The 18301-nt window shown below is 44.8% G+C and carries 13 protein-coding genes; 5 read left to right on the top strand and 8 right to left on the bottom strand.

Going from position 1 to position 18301, the window contains the following annotated elements; all coding sequences use genetic code 11:
- Positions 1 to 23: 23 nt before the first annotated feature.
- On the top strand, positions 24 to 1016 hold the full coding sequence (locus tag HMPREF9706_RS07710; protein ID WP_006908811.1) for a helix-turn-helix domain-containing protein: 993 nt from the start codon (positions 24 to 26) through the stop codon (positions 1014 to 1016).
- A gap of 277 nt (positions 1017 to 1293) precedes the next feature.
- Here HMPREF9706_RS07710 and rlmD read toward each other — a convergent pair whose 3' ends face one another.
- The 4 genes from rlmD to HMPREF9706_RS07690 form a co-directional block, all read right to left on the bottom strand.
- Positions 1294 to 2694: a 23S rRNA (uracil(1939)-C(5))-methyltransferase RlmD gene (gene rlmD, locus HMPREF9706_RS07705; protein ID WP_006908810.1), complete on the bottom strand. Its 1401-nt coding sequence runs from the start codon at positions 2692 to 2694 to the stop codon at positions 1294 to 1296.
- A 14-nt stretch (positions 2695 to 2708) separates the two neighbouring features.
- Positions 2709 to 4409: an Mbeg1-like protein gene (locus HMPREF9706_RS07700; RefSeq protein ID WP_006908809.1), complete on the bottom strand. Its 1701-nt coding sequence runs from the start codon at positions 4407 to 4409 to the stop codon at positions 2709 to 2711.
- Positions 4410 to 4480: 71 nt separating this feature from the next.
- Positions 4481 to 5431, bottom strand: coding sequence for a linear amide C-N hydrolase (locus tag HMPREF9706_RS07695; protein ID WP_006908808.1), 951 nt, complete (start codon positions 5429 to 5431; stop codon positions 4481 to 4483).
- Positions 5432 to 5439: 8 nt separating this feature from the next.
- Positions 5440 to 6696, bottom strand: coding sequence for a YkvI family membrane protein (locus HMPREF9706_RS07690; protein WP_006908807.1), 1257 nt, complete (start codon positions 6694 to 6696; stop codon positions 5440 to 5442).
- Between the two features lie 161 nt (positions 6697 to 6857).
- Here HMPREF9706_RS07690 and HMPREF9706_RS07685 point away from each other — a divergent pair, with 161 nt between their 5' ends.
- Positions 6858 to 8201, top strand: coding sequence for an MATE family efflux transporter (locus HMPREF9706_RS07685; protein WP_006908806.1), 1344 nt, complete (start codon positions 6858 to 6860; stop codon positions 8199 to 8201).
- 626 nt (positions 8202 to 8827) lie between these two features.
- On the opposite strand, the gene HMPREF9706_RS07680 is transcribed toward HMPREF9706_RS07685, so the two are convergent.
- A complete protein-coding gene (locus HMPREF9706_RS07680) occupies positions 8828 to 10018 on the bottom strand; it encodes a coenzyme F420-0:L-glutamate ligase (protein ID WP_006908805.1) in 1191 nt (396 codons plus the stop codon).
- Positions 10019 to 10351: 333 nt separating this feature from the next.
- On the opposite strand from HMPREF9706_RS07680, the gene guaB reads away from it, so the two are divergent.
- Complete coding sequence (gene guaB / locus HMPREF9706_RS07675; RefSeq protein ID WP_006908804.1) at positions 10352 to 11830, top strand: IMP dehydrogenase; 1479 nt, start codon at positions 10352 to 10354, stop codon at positions 11828 to 11830.
- Positions 11831 to 12369: 539 nt separating this feature from the next.
- Here guaB and HMPREF9706_RS07670 read toward each other — a convergent pair.
- The 3 genes from HMPREF9706_RS07670 to HMPREF9706_RS07660 all read right to left on the bottom strand — a co-directional run bounded on the left by HMPREF9706_RS07670 (position 12370) and on the right by HMPREF9706_RS07660 (position 14296).
- Entirely contained in the window at positions 12370 to 13440 is a 1071-nt protein-coding gene (locus tag HMPREF9706_RS07670; protein WP_006908803.1) for a methyltransferase domain-containing protein, read from the bottom strand.
- Positions 13441 to 13523: 83 nt separating this feature from the next.
- Positions 13524 to 13982 carry an aminoacyl-tRNA deacylase gene (locus HMPREF9706_RS07665; RefSeq protein ID WP_006908802.1) on the bottom strand — a complete coding sequence of 153 codons (459 nt, stop codon included), beginning with the start codon at positions 13980 to 13982 and terminating at the stop codon, positions 13524 to 13526.
- A gap of 20 nt (positions 13983 to 14002) precedes the next feature.
- Complete coding sequence (locus HMPREF9706_RS07660) at positions 14003 to 14296, bottom strand: ArsR/SmtB family transcription factor (RefSeq protein ID WP_006908801.1); 294 nt, start codon at positions 14294 to 14296, stop codon at positions 14003 to 14005.
- A 235-nt stretch (positions 14297 to 14531) separates the two neighbouring features.
- On the opposite strand from HMPREF9706_RS07660, the gene nox reads away from it, so the two are divergent.
- The gene (nox, locus tag HMPREF9706_RS07655; protein WP_006908800.1) at positions 14532 to 15875 is read left to right on the top strand and encodes a H2O-forming NADH oxidase; all 1344 of its coding nucleotides are present in this window, start codon (positions 14532 to 14534) and stop codon (positions 15873 to 15875) included.
- A 246-nt stretch (positions 15876 to 16121) separates the two neighbouring features.
- Complete coding sequence (locus HMPREF9706_RS07650) at positions 16122 to 18002, top strand: heavy metal translocating P-type ATPase (protein ID WP_006908799.1); 1881 nt, start codon at positions 16122 to 16124, stop codon at positions 18000 to 18002.
- Positions 18003 to 18301: the final 299 nt, after the last annotated feature.

The raw sequence follows: 18301 nt of genomic DNA, 5'->3' as shown, positions 1-18301 counted from the left end.
TGTATAAAAGGGATAGGTGTATTATGTCATATTATGATTCTGTAAAAGAATATATGAAAGTAGATGAATGTAAAAACAATAAGAAGTATTCAAGTGCAGGGCACACTTTTTGTTGGAATAAAGAGGACTCTACTTCTGCAGAAGGGCTTTATTGGTTCTATGAAGGAGATGGATTTATTATTGATGTCCATGATTTTTATATCAGAGAAGAAGTAATTCAAAATAGCACTTATAGCATGACAGATTATGTTTCAATTTATTCAAGCTACATTGTCAGTGCAAACGGAGAAAAATTTAATCCCTATCAAACACTTACCGCAAATTCATTATGTACTTTTGACTTTAACAACATAAGAGATAATTTCGTTTTTTTATTACACGAGAATTGTTGTTATCTTGCTGTTTCCATTGGTTTTAAAAAAGAACTAATAGAAAAACATTTAGCATATATTAACATTAATCCAGAATCATTTTATTCAGCTTTACTTCAACCGAATCAAATAATTCTTACAAAATCCTTAGAAAAAGTGGCAATGGAAATATTAAATTGTAAGATGGACTCTCCTGCCGCTGATTTTTTCTTTAAAGCCAAAGCAAATGAATGGGTAAGCATTGTTATAGATACCTACTTAAATAGAAATAAATATAAAATTAAGTCCGATGATAATAAAGCACTTGAAGATGTAGCAAGATTTTTAGATGATCATTTCACTATGAATGTAAATCAAGAAACCCTTGAAAAAATATCTAAAATGAGCGGAACAAAATTAAAAAATTTGTTCAAAGAAAAATATGGTCAAAGCATTACAGAATACACCCAAAGAAAAAGAATGAATGTAGCTGAAACTCTTCTCTTAAATACCGAACTACCTATAAAGGAAATAGCAGAGTCTGTTGGATACACATCCCATAGCAAATTTTCCATTTATTACAAAAGATACAAGGGGAAACTTCCTAGTGAAGTTCGTAATTTAGCTTGCAAGGATCACAATTTAAAATGCGATTTTTGTGATTAAACTAATTTTTATATTTATACATCTTTATCTTATATGAGCTTATAGATGTTTGTATAGGTATATATAAATTTGATAAAAAGCAAAAAAAGAGCAGCCTTTTAAGCTACTCTTGTAGAAAGTACAAAACGAGTTAATTATATTTTTGTGTTTCCTCATACCAGCCCAAAAACTACTCTCACGTCCATATAGTTTTTTTGAGTCTTTTTGACGTATCCTTCTTCATCTTTTTCAAAGACAAAATGCTTATAAAACTACTTAAAATGCAAGATTTCTAAATTTACATCTTTTGTATCAACGCTATGGCTTCCACATGCACCGTCTGTGGGAATTGGTCAATGGGCTGGCATGAGACTAGCTCATAACCAAAGTCCTTCAACCATTGGAGGTCTTGGACCAGAGTCGCTGGGTTGCAGGAGACATAGATGATCTTGTCGGTTCCCAATCGGCCAATCCGGCGCATGACCTTACCACCGGCACCGCTACGAGGAGGATCCAATAGAACTAGATCTGGTTGCCCCCATTCTGCTTCAATGGTCTTCATACCACTACGGGCATCGGCCGTTAAGAAGTAGGTATTATCGATCCCATTATCCGCCGCATTCCGTCTAGCGGATTGAATCGAGCTGTCAACAATCTCAATACCGGCTAATTCCTTGGCCGCTTGAGCTAGCGGTAGAGAGAAGGTTCCCACGCCACAGAAGAGATCCATCACCCGCATGTCAGCATCGATCTGCGCTAAGTTCAAAGCAGTCTCGACCATTTTTTCTGCTTGTTGAGGGTTGGGTTGGAAGAAGGTATCGAACCAGATCCGATAACGAAAGCCAGCTAACTGGTCATAAATAAAATCACGCCCCGCTAGGACAGTCACTGCTTGAGCCTGAGTCCGATCGGCAATATCCGTATTCTCAATCCATAAAAGACTGGCTAATTGGGGACAAGCAGCTTGAAGTCGTTGAACCAGGTCTTTAGCTGCTTGGGTATAAGCGTCACTAGACTCGGTCGCAAAAACCGCCACCATCAATTCCTGGGTCGCAAAGCTCTGCCGCATCATCAAATGTCGCAAGAGTCCTTGTCGGCTCTCCTTATCATAAGTTGATAAATGATGGGCTTGCTGCCAGCTAGCGACAGTCTCCTTAACGGTCATCATGATTTCGGGGGCCAGCACATTATCCTGCCAATCATTGATCACCCGGAAATTCCCTGCTTGGTGCATCCCGATCGCTCCCGCTTTACCAAAAGTTAATTCCATCTTATTGCGGTAATGGTAAGGATTGTCCATCCCCAGGATAGGCTTTACGGCTTGCGGGTCAAAGCCTGCCTGACTAAAGAGGTCGCGCACTTTATTCTCCTTATAGGCCAACTGAGCTGAATAGTCCATATAGCGAAGAGGAGCCCCCGCTTCAGGAACTTGCCCTGGGGCTGCTTGACCGGTCCGATCAGGCGAAGGAGTCAAGATACTATCATAATTAACGGTGGCTCGGCGGCGTCCCTTAGCATTGGGAACAGTGACTTGGACCACATCCCCCGGATAGGCAAATGGAATCGTGAGCCTCAATTTTCGAGCCAGTTGACCGGCTTGGTCAACTGGGTGGTAATAGACGGCCATCCCCTGTCCCTTATCATTTAAATCTTGAATCTGGACCTGGAGGACCTCCGTTGGATACGTGTTTTTTGCCATAGTTAGTGTCCCTTCTAATGGATTTTTCGTAAGTGTTGATGAACAAATTGATAAAGTGCTTGCTTTTCCAAGCGTTTGACATAGTAATAGATCACGGTGACCGCCTCTAGCCAAAGCCCTATTCCTAATAGAATGGCTGGACCGAAAATACCAGAGGCTTGGGTTAGATTTTGCCAGGCTAAGATCGCTTGGGCAATCCCCAAGATCAAGCTGTTCCATGAGAATAAGCCTTCAGTATGGGCATAGTAGGCATTACGAGCTAGCCACCAAGCACTCGCCAGGGCTAGAAGGAGGCTCAAGAAGTGAGTATCTAACAATTTCCCTTGAATCAAAGTGATGAAGCCACAGCTTCCTACTAGCAGGAAGCCCAGCTGTAGGAAATGACGTCGGTAAGACCTGTCTTGCTGGACGGGTTGATTAGGTAGATAGTTCAGACCGCCTTTTAATAGAAAAAGCAGGGTTAAAACGGCTTGGCTTATCCACTGGCTACCGGGCTGAAAATAAAGCAGGCCGATTCCAGAAAGAGCTAAAAGACTTGTTAAAATAAGATGGAAGCTTGGATGAATGGAGGCCATTCGCTGCCAATACCAACGCGTCCGCCACCATAGGGGTTGACGCTTTTGATCGTGAGCCAAGTATTGACAGCTCACTTGTTCCTTAATTAAGAACAAATCCTCCACCATGGATAGAAGAAAACGACGATCTTTGACCTCCAACTGACGAATCTCTTGACTTAAAGCCGTTAAAAAAGTCCCTAGATCCATGGACACCTCTTCCCAACGATCAAAGCCTGTCTGATAGATCAAGGCAAAGACCTGTTCAAAAAACTGCTGGATCGCCTGCGGGGATTGCCAGGCTAACCACAAGTCAAGGGCCTGAGCACTAACCTGACTAGCCAAGGTCAAAGAGGAGACTCGCACAAACTGCTGGTCGGCAACTTCCCACAGTGAAAGCAAATGCTGCAAATACGAAAAGCCGGAGCTCTTAACAACTTGAACGGCTTCCCAGTCTCCCAGAATAATGCCCACCCGGCTATCTTGCGGCATATAAACTCGAATCCGGTCCTTAATTCGCTGATAACCAGGATCCTTCAAGGATTCTTCAATCAAGCCAGGACCATCAAAAGAATAGATCTGGTCAATCCGGTCCTGTAAGCTTGAAGGCTGGTGCAAAGCAGCTTCAATGACCAGATTGCCTCCTTTGGAATGACCGATCAAGGTATAGTTATAAGGATTAGCCTGCAAGAGATCTTTTAGGTAGCTGACGCCCAAGCCTTGCGAGGGCATGGCTTCCTGGGCGGCTAAGTTAAAATCTTCTTGCCAACCGACAATCTGTCCATCCGTTCCCCGCATCACGACCAGATGATGGCCTTCCCATTCCATGGCATAGGCGGCGAATTGTAGCCGTTGGCTCTGGCTACTCTCCCCGGTAAATGCATAAAATAATAGACTTTGGTAGCGTGGGGCCGTCATGACCTCTCGGAAAAGATCCTCGCGCGTCTTTTGAATCAGGTCTAAGTTACCAATCTCTTTAACGTGGTAGGCCTTAGTTAGACCCGGCAATGACAAAGCCTGGTTCACTTCTTTACTTTGAGGGATTAAGTCATCCACCGGCAAGTAGGATAGCTCGATTAAAACTGCCAAGTCCACTTCATTAAGGGGTAGCTGGCTTAGCTCTTTATCTTGGTTGGTTTTTACATAGTCCATTAATCGCATCAAAAATCCCTCCTTCATACTTATTGTATTAAAGGAGGGAAGCAACTGGCAAGCCTTAAATGATTAAATTATTATTTTTGCGAGGAAACTAAGGAACAGCCTGCTTCAAAGGTCGGAACTGGCAAGAGTACCCGGCCTTGGGATAGGTCCAACTGATCAAAGGTCAGATGATATAAGGAAGGATTAGTGTCCGTCCGTAAGAGCAGGTGTTGGTCATAGCTATCATAGGCCACGATGTATTGCGTAAAGGTGTAATCTTGATAGCGATCATTGGCAATAAAACCACGAGGTAGCGAGATGGCCTGCAAGGACTGGAAGAGATAGGCCATGGCTTCTTGATGGGTCTTAATCTCAGGTGTTAGTCGACTTTGATAATAAGCCTTCACAAAGCGCGACTTAGGATCGTAGGCTCCAGGTAGGTCTCTAGCTCCATTAAAAGCCCTTAACTGATCCAGGTCCATCTGTCTTTTCAGATGACGCAAGTGGGAGGGAAACTTGGGGGCATTGGTCATCACCCCATAGGGATTATCATAGGCTATGAGCTTACCCTTACTTGGTTCAATCACCACACACCGCCCTGTCTTATCCGCTAGCATCCAATGAAATAAAGGACTGATCACCTTGTGGCCTTGATGACTATGACGAGCTAGATGAAATTGATCTAAGTCCGCCAAGACCTCCGCCACACTGGCATAATGACTTAAGACATAATTCAAAAAATGAAAGCTCGACACATTGATCTTCCCATCTTGAACCTGGTCTGGAAATAAGTGATAACCAGAAAAATCATTGGTCACCCCAATCAAGCCCTGGTCATTCATCCCATCCTTGAGCGGATCCCATTCCCTAAAGCAGACTCCCAACATGGGATAAGGCCCCTCAAAATGGCCACCCATCAAATTCTCGCTAGTGGGATAACCACCCGCAAAAGCCAGCACATCAAAATCTACCTGAGCTTCCAAGTCCATAGTCCGCCCCATCACAATGCCTTGGGGGGAATCAATCTTTATACTGGTACACATAAATTCACCTATTCCTCAGTTTGACGATCGACGATCTCTTGGACTTGTTCTAGGATCTGTTGATTATCTGCCTTGGAGTCTTTCACTAATTGCTTGAGATTCTTAACATCCCGCCGAACCATGGTCTGATCAGGATCTTGCCGCTTGGTCAATAGATGGTAGACGGACTGGCGAATCTCTTCTTCCAGACTCATGGCTTGACGGTCTTTCCACCAAGCAATGATAATTAGCCCCACCAACACGATTCCGATATAACCTAAGATAGGATACATAATGGATACTAATTCACTAAACCCAGCAAAGGACAAGATAAAAGCCAAAGTACAAATAAGCGGCATCACCCAGGTCTTAAAGCGGCGTTCATTATCGCCAGCAATCCGCTTACCTAAGGCGTAAGCAACCGAAATCCCCGTATTAAAAATCATACCAAAAATTAACACAAACATGATAAAACCAAGAGCCGGATGGATCGCCTGCATCAAGGACTGCATCGGAACCGCCTCATAGCCTACCAGATCGACCTTAGTATATAAAAGAATCCCCACTAATAAAGAGACGAAACCAGCTAAGAAGCCGCCAATCGCTCCACCATACTTGGCATTTTCTAGCCCCATAACCTGTCCTCCTAAGACGAAGAACATGGAGATGGCTGTCACCAGACAGAGGGCAAAATAATTCAGGATGGATAACCAAATATTCGGAATCGCTGAGTGAAGCTCACGGGCCATCGCAAAGTTACTCGACCAATCAATGCCTCCTTGGAAAAGTGTCACGATCAATCCGAGACTGATCATCACCAACAAGATTGGCGTAAAAAACCCCAAGGCCGCAGTCACCTTATCAAAATCCAAATAAGATATACCTAGAATTAAAAGCGCACAGATCAAGGAACCCACCCAAGCCGGTGTTCCAAATTGTTGCTGAAAAGTGGATCCAGCTCCTGCGACCAAGACAAAACACATCACAAAGCAGGAAAAGCTCAAGATCCAATCCAGAACTTTAGCTAACCAAGGACTAGCAATCGACTCCAAACCTTCCACGTGGTTACTGGTTTGATGATAGGAAGCTAGGGATAATACCCAAGAACCGATCACCATATGAAGAATACTAATACAAACCAATCCGATTATACCGATTCTCCCGAAAGATACAAAATACTGTAAGATCTCCTGGCCAGTCGCTAAGCCTGCACCGGTAATAATACCGACATAGGCGAAAGCAATGGCCAGGGTTTTTTCTTTTGAAAATAAACTTTTTCTTTTCACAATAATCTCCTTTGCATTTGAATAGAATTTCCTTTACCTTATAATAGTAATGCTTCTGAATGAAAATGAAAAGTCTTAGCCCCTCGTTTCCAAAACTGGAAAGGTCCAAGGGGGCGTAGTATGAGAAATCAATGGACAAATAAATTAATAGGAATGATAACATGATCAAAAACAAATCGTCTTATAAGACAGCCCTGAAGATGGCTTGGCCTTCCGTCTTAGAGAGCTTTTTTATTGCTCTAGCCGCCATTATCGATACGATCATGGTGGGAAATCTCGGGGAATATGCCATTGCCGCTGTCGGCTTAACCAACCAACCGCGTTTAATTGGCTTGTCCCTCTTTTTTGCCATCAATATCGCCGTCTCCTCTTTGATAGCTAGACGACGGGGCCAAAATCAACAAGATGGAGCGAATGAAGTCTTTGTCACAGCCATGACCTTGAGTCTCATCCTCTGTGCGATCATTTCTGGCTTAATGATCTATTTCTCCCAAGATATTCTAAGACTGGCAGGCGCTCAGTCCGATACCCTCCAGCCTGCTACCCAATATTTCCGAATTATTATGGGGGGAATGATCTTTAATGTCATCGCCATGTGTATCAATGCTGCTCAAAGAGGTTCAGGGAACACCCGAATTGCCTTTAATACCAACTTGACCTCCTCCATCGTCAATATCTGCTTTAACTACTTATTGATTGATGGCCATTTTGGTTTTCCTGCATTGGGGATTCAGGGGGCTGCCCTTGCTACCGTCTTAGGGACGATCGTGGCGATGCTGATGAGCTTCCGGTCCCTCTTTTATGGCCATTCTTATATCCGCTTCAAACGCATCCTACAGAAAAAAATCCGTCTTCAATGGGATACCGCTAAAATCATCAGCCAACTCTCAGCCAATCTCTTTGTCGAGAACTTAGCTATGCGAATTGGTTTCCTTGCTACCGCTGTCACGGCTGCCGGCTTGGGAACACAAGTCTTTGCGGTTCATAATGCCGGTATGAACATCCTAAGCCTGGGCTTCTCCTTTGCGGATGGGATGCAAGTTGCCGCCGTTGCTCTTGCCGGACGTTCACTCGGTCAAAACGACCGTAAAGCTGCCATCAACTATGGTCAAGTCTGCCAACGCATCGGCTTCATCATGTCGATCTCTCTAGCGGTCATCCTCTTCCTATTTGGAACCCAGATCATGTCGATCTACTTCACCGACCCTTCATCCATTCAAATGGGTAAGATGATTATGGACTTTTCTAGCGTGATTGTCCTACTACAAATCTCACAACTCATTTATGCAGGTTGCCTTCGAGCTGGCGGTGACGTTCGCTACACCCTCTTTGCCGGAATCCTATCCGTGGCAATCATCCGAACCGCCGTCACCCTGATTGCCGTCCACACCTTCCACCTAGGACTCGCCGGAATCTGGATCGGAATCTTCTCCGACCAACTCACCCGCTTCATCCTAATGCACCACCGCTTCAAAAAAGGCTACTGGACAACCATTAGAATATAGAGTGCGAGCAATTGCGCCTAGCGCCGCAGCGGTAAGTGAGCCTCCGAAACACTCATAGAGTGTTCGAGAAGGGTCGCTTAACGTCCAGGCGCTGCAATTGCGAGCACGTTTTGATAGAGTGCGACAAAAGTTGTTACCTAACGGATGTGAGACTGTAAGTTGCTAAAGCAACAACAGTCTCAGCAAGCCCCATAGAGCTAAGCAAAAACACGAACATTTTCGCAGAAAATATTGAGGGTTTTAGCTTAGAGTCTAGGATCTGACTTTTGGAGCACGTTTTAACAGAGTGCGACAACTTGCGTTTATCCCCTGTAGGCTAAGCAAAGCATGGACAGGGCGATTAAAAATCGCACAGGACGTGATTTGCTTAGAACTCAGGGGATGCTCATCGGAGCACGTTTTAATAGAGTGCGAGCAGGCGCGGTTATCCCCTGAAGGCTAAGTAAGAAATCTTCCAAGTGACATCAGTCACGCGGAAGATTTTTGCTTAGACACAAGGGGATGCGACTGCGAACACATTTTAATAGAGTGCGACCACCTCTTAATAGAGCGCACCCCCTCTCCATACGATAGACACAAAAAGTGCGACACAGCTATTTTAGCTGTGTCGCACTTTTAATGTTTAATTAATCATTCGTATAATTATCAAAGTAACCTTGAATTAAAATAATCGGCGTTCCCTTATCACCAGAACCAGACGTTAAGTCACAAAGCGAACCTAACAAGTCTGTCAATTGTCTTGGAGTGGTTCCTTCCGACTCCATCTTACCAACTAGGCTTTGGTCTTTAGATTTGATCCGACTAGCGATAGCTTCTTTTAAAGCATCTCCAGAAAGATCTGAGAAATCATTATCAGCCAAGTATTTTAATTTCAATTCATTCGGAGTTCCTTCCAAGCCAGAAGTGTAGGCTGGTGAGACCACCGGATCTGCCAACTCCCAAATCTTACCTGCTGGGTCCTTAAAGGCACCATCCCCATACACCATCACTTCAATATGTTTACCCGTCTTTTCTTTTAAGACTGCTTGGATGGCATTCACCATTTCATTGGCATCGTGTGGGAATAACTTGACAGAATCTTCCGTTGATTTATTGGATCCTAATAGACCATATTCTGAATTATAACCCGATCCATCCACTGATTTGGCAAGGATTTGATCCAAGCTATAAACAGTCGCTCCTTTAGCTTCCAAGATCCGTTTGGTCCGTTTCCGACTATGTATATCACAATTTAATACATGGTCGGTATAGTCTAAGATAGCTTTAGCTTGGTTGGCAAAAATAATTTCCACTTCTGCCCCAGCTTCTTCAATAATCTCTTGATAGTAAGCGACATAGTCCACATCCGTGAAAGGATGACGGTTTTCACCAAACTTAGCCCGGTATTCTTCTAAACTTAAGACTTGTGCATAAGGATCGATTCCGGCTTCATCCAATTGATCTAAGGTAAGAAGTTCATTTCCCACCTCATCGCGTGGATAAGACAGCATCAAAACAATCTTCTTAGCCCCTTTAGCAATCCCTCTTAAGCAAACCGCAAAACGATTCCGTGAAAGGATAGGGAAAATCACACCAATGGTATGATCACCAAACTTTTCCTTAATATCTTGGCTAATGGCATCTGTACTAGCATAATTCCCTTGACTGCGAGCAACGATGGATTCAGTAATGCCCACCACATCGCGGTCATTAAAGTCAAAACCATCTGTCTGGCTTGCCTCCAATAAACTTTCAACAACAATGCTGGCTAAATCGTCACCTTGACGAATAATAGGACAACGCACACCGCGTGATACCGTTCCGATATTTCTTGCCATCTGTTATTCCCCACACTTTCTTTTTTTAAAATTTAAGTGGGATCTTCACCCAACGTTCCGATCCCTTGACCATCTTACTACAAAATACCCGCCTAGAAAAGCATCGATTTCAATTTTTTTATTAAAATCAAAAAAAATCTTTTCACTTAATTATAGCATCAATTTTAAGAAGATGGGCTATACTCCCCCCTTCTTTCGTTAAATGTTCGTGTTTTTGGGTAAAACCGAACGAAAGACCCTCCACTTCCGGCTTTTTTGCCTCAGTCCCCTTGCGGACTTTTTCCAAGCGTGCTATATTGGCAGATAAAATCACCAGAAAGTTGAGGGATGCACATGAATGCTTGGGACACTAAATTCGCCAAAGAAGGTTACACTTTTGACGATGTCCTTTTATTACCAGCTGCTTCAGACGTTGTACCAGACCAGGTGGAGTTACAAACTCAGTTAACACCCACCCTTAAATTGAACATTCCAATTATTTCTGCCGGTATGGATACCGTGACAGAATCCGCTATGGCAATTGCGATGGCCCAAAATGGCGGACTTGGCGTCATTCATAAGAATATGTCGATTGAAGCTCAAGCGCAAGAAGTTCTCCGAGTTAAGCGGTCAGAGAATGGCATTGTCCATGATCCTTACTTCTTAACACCCGACCAGTCGATCCAAGACGCTCAAAAAATGATGGCCCAGTACGATATTTCTGGTCTTCCTGTGGTCAAAAGCCAAGACGACCCTACCTTAGTAGGCATTATCACTGCTCGTGATGTCCGCTATACCAAAAATAAGGACAAACAAGTCAGCCAAGTTATGACTGGCAATGATATGATCGTCGGAAAGGCCAACACCAGCCTGGAAGAAGCGGAAGAAATCCTCTACCAACACCGGATTGAAAAGCTGCCATTGGTTGACGATCAAGGAAAATTAGTGGGCTTGATCACCAGTCGCGATATCGAAAAGAATTGTCATTTCCCAAATGCTGCCAAGGACCAAAATGGACAATTAATTGTCGCTGCAGCTATCGGAGTGACCAATGACACCTTCAAGCGTGCCCAAGCCTTGATCGATGCCGGTGTGGATGCCTTAGTCATTGATACAGCTCATGGCCATTCTGCTGGAGTCATCCGTAAAGTCAAAGAAATCCGTGACGCTTATCCAGATATTGCCATTATCGCCGGTAATGTGGCGACTGCTGAAGGCACCCGTGCTCTATTCGATGTGGGTGTCGATGTGGTTAAGGTTGGTATTGGCCCTGGTTCCATTTGTACCACTCGTGTGGTTGCCGGTGTAGGTGCTCCTCAACTAACTGCTATCTATGAAGCTGCCACCGCCGCCAAAGAATACAATAAGACCATAATCGCTGACGGTGGGATCAAATACTCCGGTGATATCGTCAAAGCCCTGGCTGCGGGTGGCCATGCAGTGATGCTTGGATCCATGCTTGCCGGAACCGATGAATCCCCAGGCGAATTCGAAATCTACCAAGGTCGCCGCTACAAGTCCTACCGAGGCATGGGATCCCTAGCAGCTATGAAACATGGATCCAGCGACCGCTATTTCCAAGAAAAGAAAGAAGCCAATAAGATGGTTCCGGAAGGAATCGAAGGACGGGTTGAATACAAGGGTAGCGTTGAAGATATGCTCTTCCAAATGATCGGAGGAATCCGGTCAGGAATGGGCTATACCGGCAGCCGAACCATTGAAGACCTCCGCCAAGAAGCTCAATTCATCCGCATGTCTAACGCCGGCCTCATCGAATCCCACCCACACGACGTCACCATCACTAAAGAAGCCCCCAACTACTCTAAAAAATAGAGTGCGAGCAGTCGCGGTTATCCCCTGAAGGCTAAGTAAGAAATCGATCGGTGTGATGTTAATCACGCTGAGCGATTTTTGCTTAGACACAAGGGGATGCGACTGCGAGCACGTTTAAATAGAGTGCGACCACGAGCGCTTACCTAACGAATGTGAGACTGTAAGTCGCTAAAGCAACAACAGTCTCAGCATGTGCCGCAGCGGTAAGTGAGCCTTCGAAACACTCCAAAGAGTGTTCGAGAAGGATCGCTTAACGTCCAGGCGCAGCGAGTGGGAGCACGTTTTAAATAGAGTGCGAGCAGTCGCGGTTATCCCCTGAAGGCTAAGTAAGAAATCGATCGGTGTGATATTAATCACGCTGAGCGATTTTTGCTTAGACACAAGGGGATGCGAGTGGGAGCACGTTTTAAAAAGCTCGATCTATCCAACAAAGGACCGAATCGAGCTTTTTAATATTAACCATCTTCCCTTTTTTTATATCTCACAAAGTTAATCACACCAAAAAAGCAGCTAAGCCCTTAGGCTTGCTGCTTTTTAAATTAACATTGACAAGCACTATCAGCTGGACGGCAAGTCCTAGCGGCTGCTACCGGATCCACTTCATGTCTGGCCTCACTGAAGTGTCCAAAGTGCTGACTGCGATCTCCGATTAACTCAAAATAATCCGCAAAGCGGGTCTTTTCCAACATGGCTGCTGTATTCCCACAGACTTGTTGAGGACGGTTGAGTTCAAAGCGGTGGTCTTGGTCTAATTCGAAGAGCTGAGACTGATCAGCCACACCACCCCGATAAATGGCGATTTGGCCATAGTCTTCACAAGCATCTTCTACCAATCCAGGTAACTTGAAGGCCCTAACCGTTACGGAATAAAAACCAATATTGCCCACTAATTGTTCAATCCGGCCATTGCCAATAGGCGCCGGACGACTGGTCATAAAACGCAGATCCAGCCACCCCGTCTTCATCATTATACGACGGAAATCTTCTAGATACATGGCGCCCCCTAGGCATTCCCCACGTAAGACTGGATCCTGGCTAATGGCCTCCGGAATCCGCCGGTCCGCAAAAATATCCGCAAAGTATAACTCGCCACCTGGTTTTAGAATCCGCCAGATCTCCTTAAAGACCGCTTCCTTATTCGGTGATAGATTCAGGACACAATTCGACACTACAATATCCACCGAATTATCCTCAATCCCGCAAGACTTTAAGTCTTCGATATAGCCTTGCTTAAAGTCTGTATTGGGCTTGGCATATTTATATTTACGGGTCATCTTATCCTGATATTTACGAGCAATTGCTAACTGATCCTCATTCATATCGACCCCAATCACATGACCACGCTCACCCACTAATTTAGACAGGGTATAGACATCCACCCCGGTCCCACAGCCCAAATCCAGAACCGTCTGTCCTTCAAGAACCGCTGGAATCGGTGAACCACAGCCATAATAACGTTCAATAATCTCTTGAGGAATTCCTGAACGAATTTTTTTAATGGACCGAGGCAAGCCCATTCCCGCTAAAGAACATACCTGCGTCGCCATCTGACCCTCATTTTCCAAGGACATCTTGGAATAATAAGCCTTTACTTCTTCACGTGTATCCATCTGCATGCTCCTCTCTTTGCTTCATCCTACCACACCCCTAGGCCAAATGCCAAAAGAACACTCACCCTCCGGGCAAGTGTTCCTTAGTCTTCCTTATCTTTAGTAATCATCGCTAACTGATAATCCAAGACTCGGTCTAGATCCTTGGGGCTGACTTGAACCGCGAAGCCCACTTTCCCCGCTGAAAAGAGAATCTGGTCAAAGGCCTCAATCGACTGATCAAAGACCGTCACAAACTGCTTCTTCATGCCAATGGGTGAACAACCCCCATGTACATAACCGGTCAAGGGTAACAAGTCTTTTTCCAACAACATATGAATATTTTTCTCACCCACTGCCTTAGCCGCTGCCTTGAGATCTAGGTATTTTTCGGTAGGAATGACAAAAACGTAATGATCTCCGGTCTTACCATAAGTCACCAAGGTCTTGTAAATAGGAAAATCCACCGACGCCTTCGGTACTTGATCCCATTCATAGGCTTGATAATCCACCTTTTTTTGTTCTAACACGCGCATCACATTGGTCTTATCTTTTTTGGACATGACTTTCCCCCTCCTTGCTCTTAAGCATCTTCTTGAATATGATCACGCACTTGCTTTAAGAGCGTGAAAATATGGCCATCATCCAAGGAATAATAATTCGACTTTCCTTGGCGGTTCGACTTAACAATTTTGGCGTCTTTTAGGACTTTAAGCTGGTGAGACACAGCCGACTGTTCCATGCCTAAGGCTTGAGCTAGTTCAGAGACATTTCGTGACTCCTCCTCCAACAAAAAAAGCAAGGACAAACGCGTCTTATCCCCTAAAACCTTAAAAAAACTAGATATTTCTTGTATCATAACCGCTTTTTGATCCATGCAGCGTCTCCCTTTCTCCTCGATTGCTCATTACTACCATCATACCACGCTGGATCCCACTTTTGAACGCTCAACGACCAATAATACGTTCTCAAAGTCTAGGACAATCTATTATTAATACTAATAGAAGCCTTCTTATATAAAATTTTTAAAATAAATCTTTTCAAGTGCATATCTTGTGTATTGATGAACAAAGTTTGCTATACTAGGATCATATTAAAGGAGGCTAACTCATATGAAAATTGTCATTATCGGAACGAACCATGCTGGTATTGCAGTCGCTAATACCCTTTTAGCCAGCCCTCAAAAACATGAAGTTGTCATGCTTGATCGAAATAGCAACCTATCCTATCTAGGCTGTGGAACCGCCCTATGGGTAGGCCGTCAAATCGATAGCAATCAAGGGCTCTTTTATACCAATAAGGAAGATTTCCAGAAAAAAGGGGCTCGGATCTCCTTAGAAACCGAGGTCACCCATATTGATTACCCAGCTAAAAAAGTCTATGCCAAAACCAAAGACGGCCAAGAGCTGGAAGAATCCTACGACAAGCTCGTCCTAGCAACCGGATCCCTTCCTATCCAACTACCTATTCCTGGATCCGACCTTGAAGGCATTCATTTCCTCAAGCTCTTCCAAGAAGGAGAAGCAGTCGACCAAGAATTCACTAAAGATTCTGTCAAAACTGCGGCCGTCATCGGTGCTGGTTATATCGGAACAGAACTAGCCGAGGCAGCCATTCGCCGCGGCAAGAAAGTCTTGTTATTTGATGGACAAGACCACTCCCTACCTGGCTATTATGATCCTGACTTCTCGGCTCAAATGGACCAAAACTTAGAAGAGCTTGGCATTGAACTCCATTTTAAGGAATTAGCCACCGAATTTGTTGGCGATGACCAAGGACGGGTGTGTGAATTGGTGACGGATAAAGGCCGCTACCAAGTCGATACCATTATCTCAGCGGTCGGCTTTATCCCCAATGTCCAACTCGCCCAAGACCATTTGGAATTAGGCCCTTGTCATGCCATCCATGTTGACCGCCATCAACAAACTTCCGATCCGGATGTCTATGCGGTGGGAGACTGTGCAACCATCTACTCCAATGCCCTCCAAGCAGAAACCTATATTGCCTTAGCTTCTAATGCTGTTCGCTCTGGCTTAGTGGCAGGTTATAATATTGATGGTCGGGTGATCGAAGCCAATGGAGTTCAGGGATCAAATGGAATATCCATCAATGGCTTAAACTTTGTATCAACCGGATTAACCCAACAAGCCGCTAAAGATGCCGGCTTCGAGATTGAATTTGTCGACTTCCAAGATACCCAATTCCCAGGCTTTATGCCAGAAAATGAAGAAGTCAAAATCCGAATCATTTATGACAAGAAGAGTCACCGAATCTTAGGGGCCCAACTCGCCTCGCGCTACGACATCTCGGCGAATATCCATCTCTTCTCCTTGGCTATCCAAGAACAAGTCACGATCGATCGCCTAGCCTTTACCGACCTCTTCTTCCTACCTCACTTTAACCAACCTTATAACTATATTACTCAAGCCGCTCTTAAAAGCTTTGACAAGGAATAAGAAGACGAATCTCTCATCCAAATAGCAAGCCTCTCCCCAGCGATAGCCATCGTCTGGGGAGATTTTTTATTTCAAGCTAATGGCAAAATATCATAATAACCCTCGCCTTAAAATGGAGCGTCAGATGGAAATCCTAATTTTTTTGCTTAAAAGCTTGACTCTTTTGATCAAGGATATATAATGAATATATATTCATATGAATTTATATTCATTTAATCGTAGTGATTATCATTAGGAGGGATTATTATGAGTCATTGTCATCATCACGCTTCCAACCGACCCCTGTTCGCTTATATTGCGGCTCTGGGTGTCAGCGCGGTTGCTTTTTATCTAAAGGAAGGGCTTATCGCTAATAGCTTATTCGTCCTAGCCTGTCTATTAGCGGGTTACCATGCTATCATCAAAGAAGGGATTGAAGAAACCATCGAAGCAAGTCAAGAAAGGGGTTTTTTCGCGCCCAATGCCCATATTCTTATGGGACTGGCCGCTATCGGAACCTCTTTACTGGGTGAATTTGCGGAAGCCAGTCTATTATGTTTAATTTTTGCGGGCGCTCATTTCTTAGAACATGCCGCATCAGACCGGTCAAAACGCGAAATCTCTAAATTGTTAGCCTTGAACCCCCTTAAGGCTCGGCGGATCAAATCGGACGGATCAACGGAGATCATCGCCGTCGACCAAGTTCAAATCGGTGACCAAATCCAAGTCTTAGCGGGTGATCAGGTTCCCTGTGACGGCACGATTATCAGTGGTGCCAGCCAGATCAACCAGGCTGCCATTACGGGCGAATCGCTCCCTCAAAGCAAACAAGTGGGAGACCCGGTCTATGCCTCCAGTCTTAATGGTGAAGGATCATTCGTCATGGAAGTGACCAAGAGTAAAGAAGATTCCGTCTTTGGCCGTATTCTTGAATTCGTCCAACAAAATCAAGCCAACCAAACCCGCATCGCTGGCCTCATCGACCACTACGAACCCTACTATGTGAATGGGGTTATCTTATTCGTGATCGCCATTTCCCTGCTGGGTCCCTTGTTAACGAACCTTCCTTTAAGTGACAGTCTAAATAAGGGCTTAAATGTCTTAGTCGCAGCCTCCCCCTGTGCCCTAGCTGCAGCAACTGTTTCAGCCAGTCTATCTGCCACTTCCTTCCTAGCCAAACGTGGCATCCTGGTGAAGGGCAGTCACTACTTATCCGCCCTAGCCAAAGTTCAAGCCATGGCCTTTGATAAGACGGGGACTTTGACCCATGGTCAACCCCAGGTAACGGATCATTATTTTGTGGATGAAGCTCATTCCCAAGCCAGCATTGACCTGCTGGTTGCTATGGAAAGTCAGGCCAACCATCCCCTTGCCCAAGCGATCTTAGATTACTTCACCCCCCAAGACAAACTTGAACTCACCGTCCAAACTCAAGTAGGTCAAGGTCTGATCAGTGATTACCAAGGCCATCAATATCGGATCGGTAAGGCATCTTCCTATCCAAATGTCCCCCAAAAGATCCAAGCTTTGACCCATGACTGGGCCCAAGCGGGTAAAACAGTGGTTTATTTCTCAGAAGACGAAGAGATTCTAGCAACCATTGCCTTAATGGATACAGTCCGTGAAGATGCTAAAGCTGCCCTGGAATATCTCCGTCAACAAGGCATCCACACCCAGCTGATTACTGGAGATGCTAAAGAAACCGGTCAAGCCATCGGTCAATTATTAGGCATCGAGCGAGTGGCTGCCAATGTCTTGCCCGAGGATAAGACTAGCCAGATTCAAGCATTGCAAAAAGCCTTTGGTTACACCGCTATGGTTGGTGACGGGGTCAATGATGCCCCTGCCTTGGTTCAGGCTGATGTTGGAATTGCGATGGGGCAAGGAACAGACATTGCCATCGAAGTCTCCGACCTCGTTCTCTTAGAAAATCAACTGAAAAAAATTGTCCTGTCCCATCAAGTCGCCCGTAAAATGAACCGCGTGATCTGGCAAAATATCTTTTTCTCCTTAGCCGTTGTTGTCTACCTGGTCTTGGCTTCATTCATGGGTTGGCACGCCATGCCATTGACCGTCTTGTTGCATGAAGGATCAACCTTGTTGGTCATTCTGAATGGGTTAAGATTACTCAAAGCTCCTAAAAATTAAGCCATTCAGCATCATCGAGTAAACAACTTATACCTAGCATCCAATCCGACAATTAACTTCAAATTAAAACCCTCCCATCTGCTGTGGTGGACCGCAGAGAGCTTCCTTTAGACGAGGAAGAAAGAGCCTTTTCACTGGCTGATAAAAATTAAATCCAATCCCACAGCTGTGGTGGACCGCCAGGAGCCTTCTAAAGAAGTCTCCTTGGCTCAGCTGGCTACTCAAAGCGTAAGCGCTAAAGCGCCAAGCCTTTGATGTGTGCCAACTATCCTTTGACCACGGCTGCGGGATTGGTTTAT

This window comes from Facklamia hominis CCUG 36813 (assembly GCF_000301035.1).
Lineage (GTDB): Bacteria > Bacillota > Bacilli > Lactobacillales > Aerococcaceae > Facklamia > Facklamia hominis.
The sequence above is the reverse complement of the archived record's forward strand: the minus strand, read 5'-3'. Positions and strand labels throughout refer to the sequence as shown.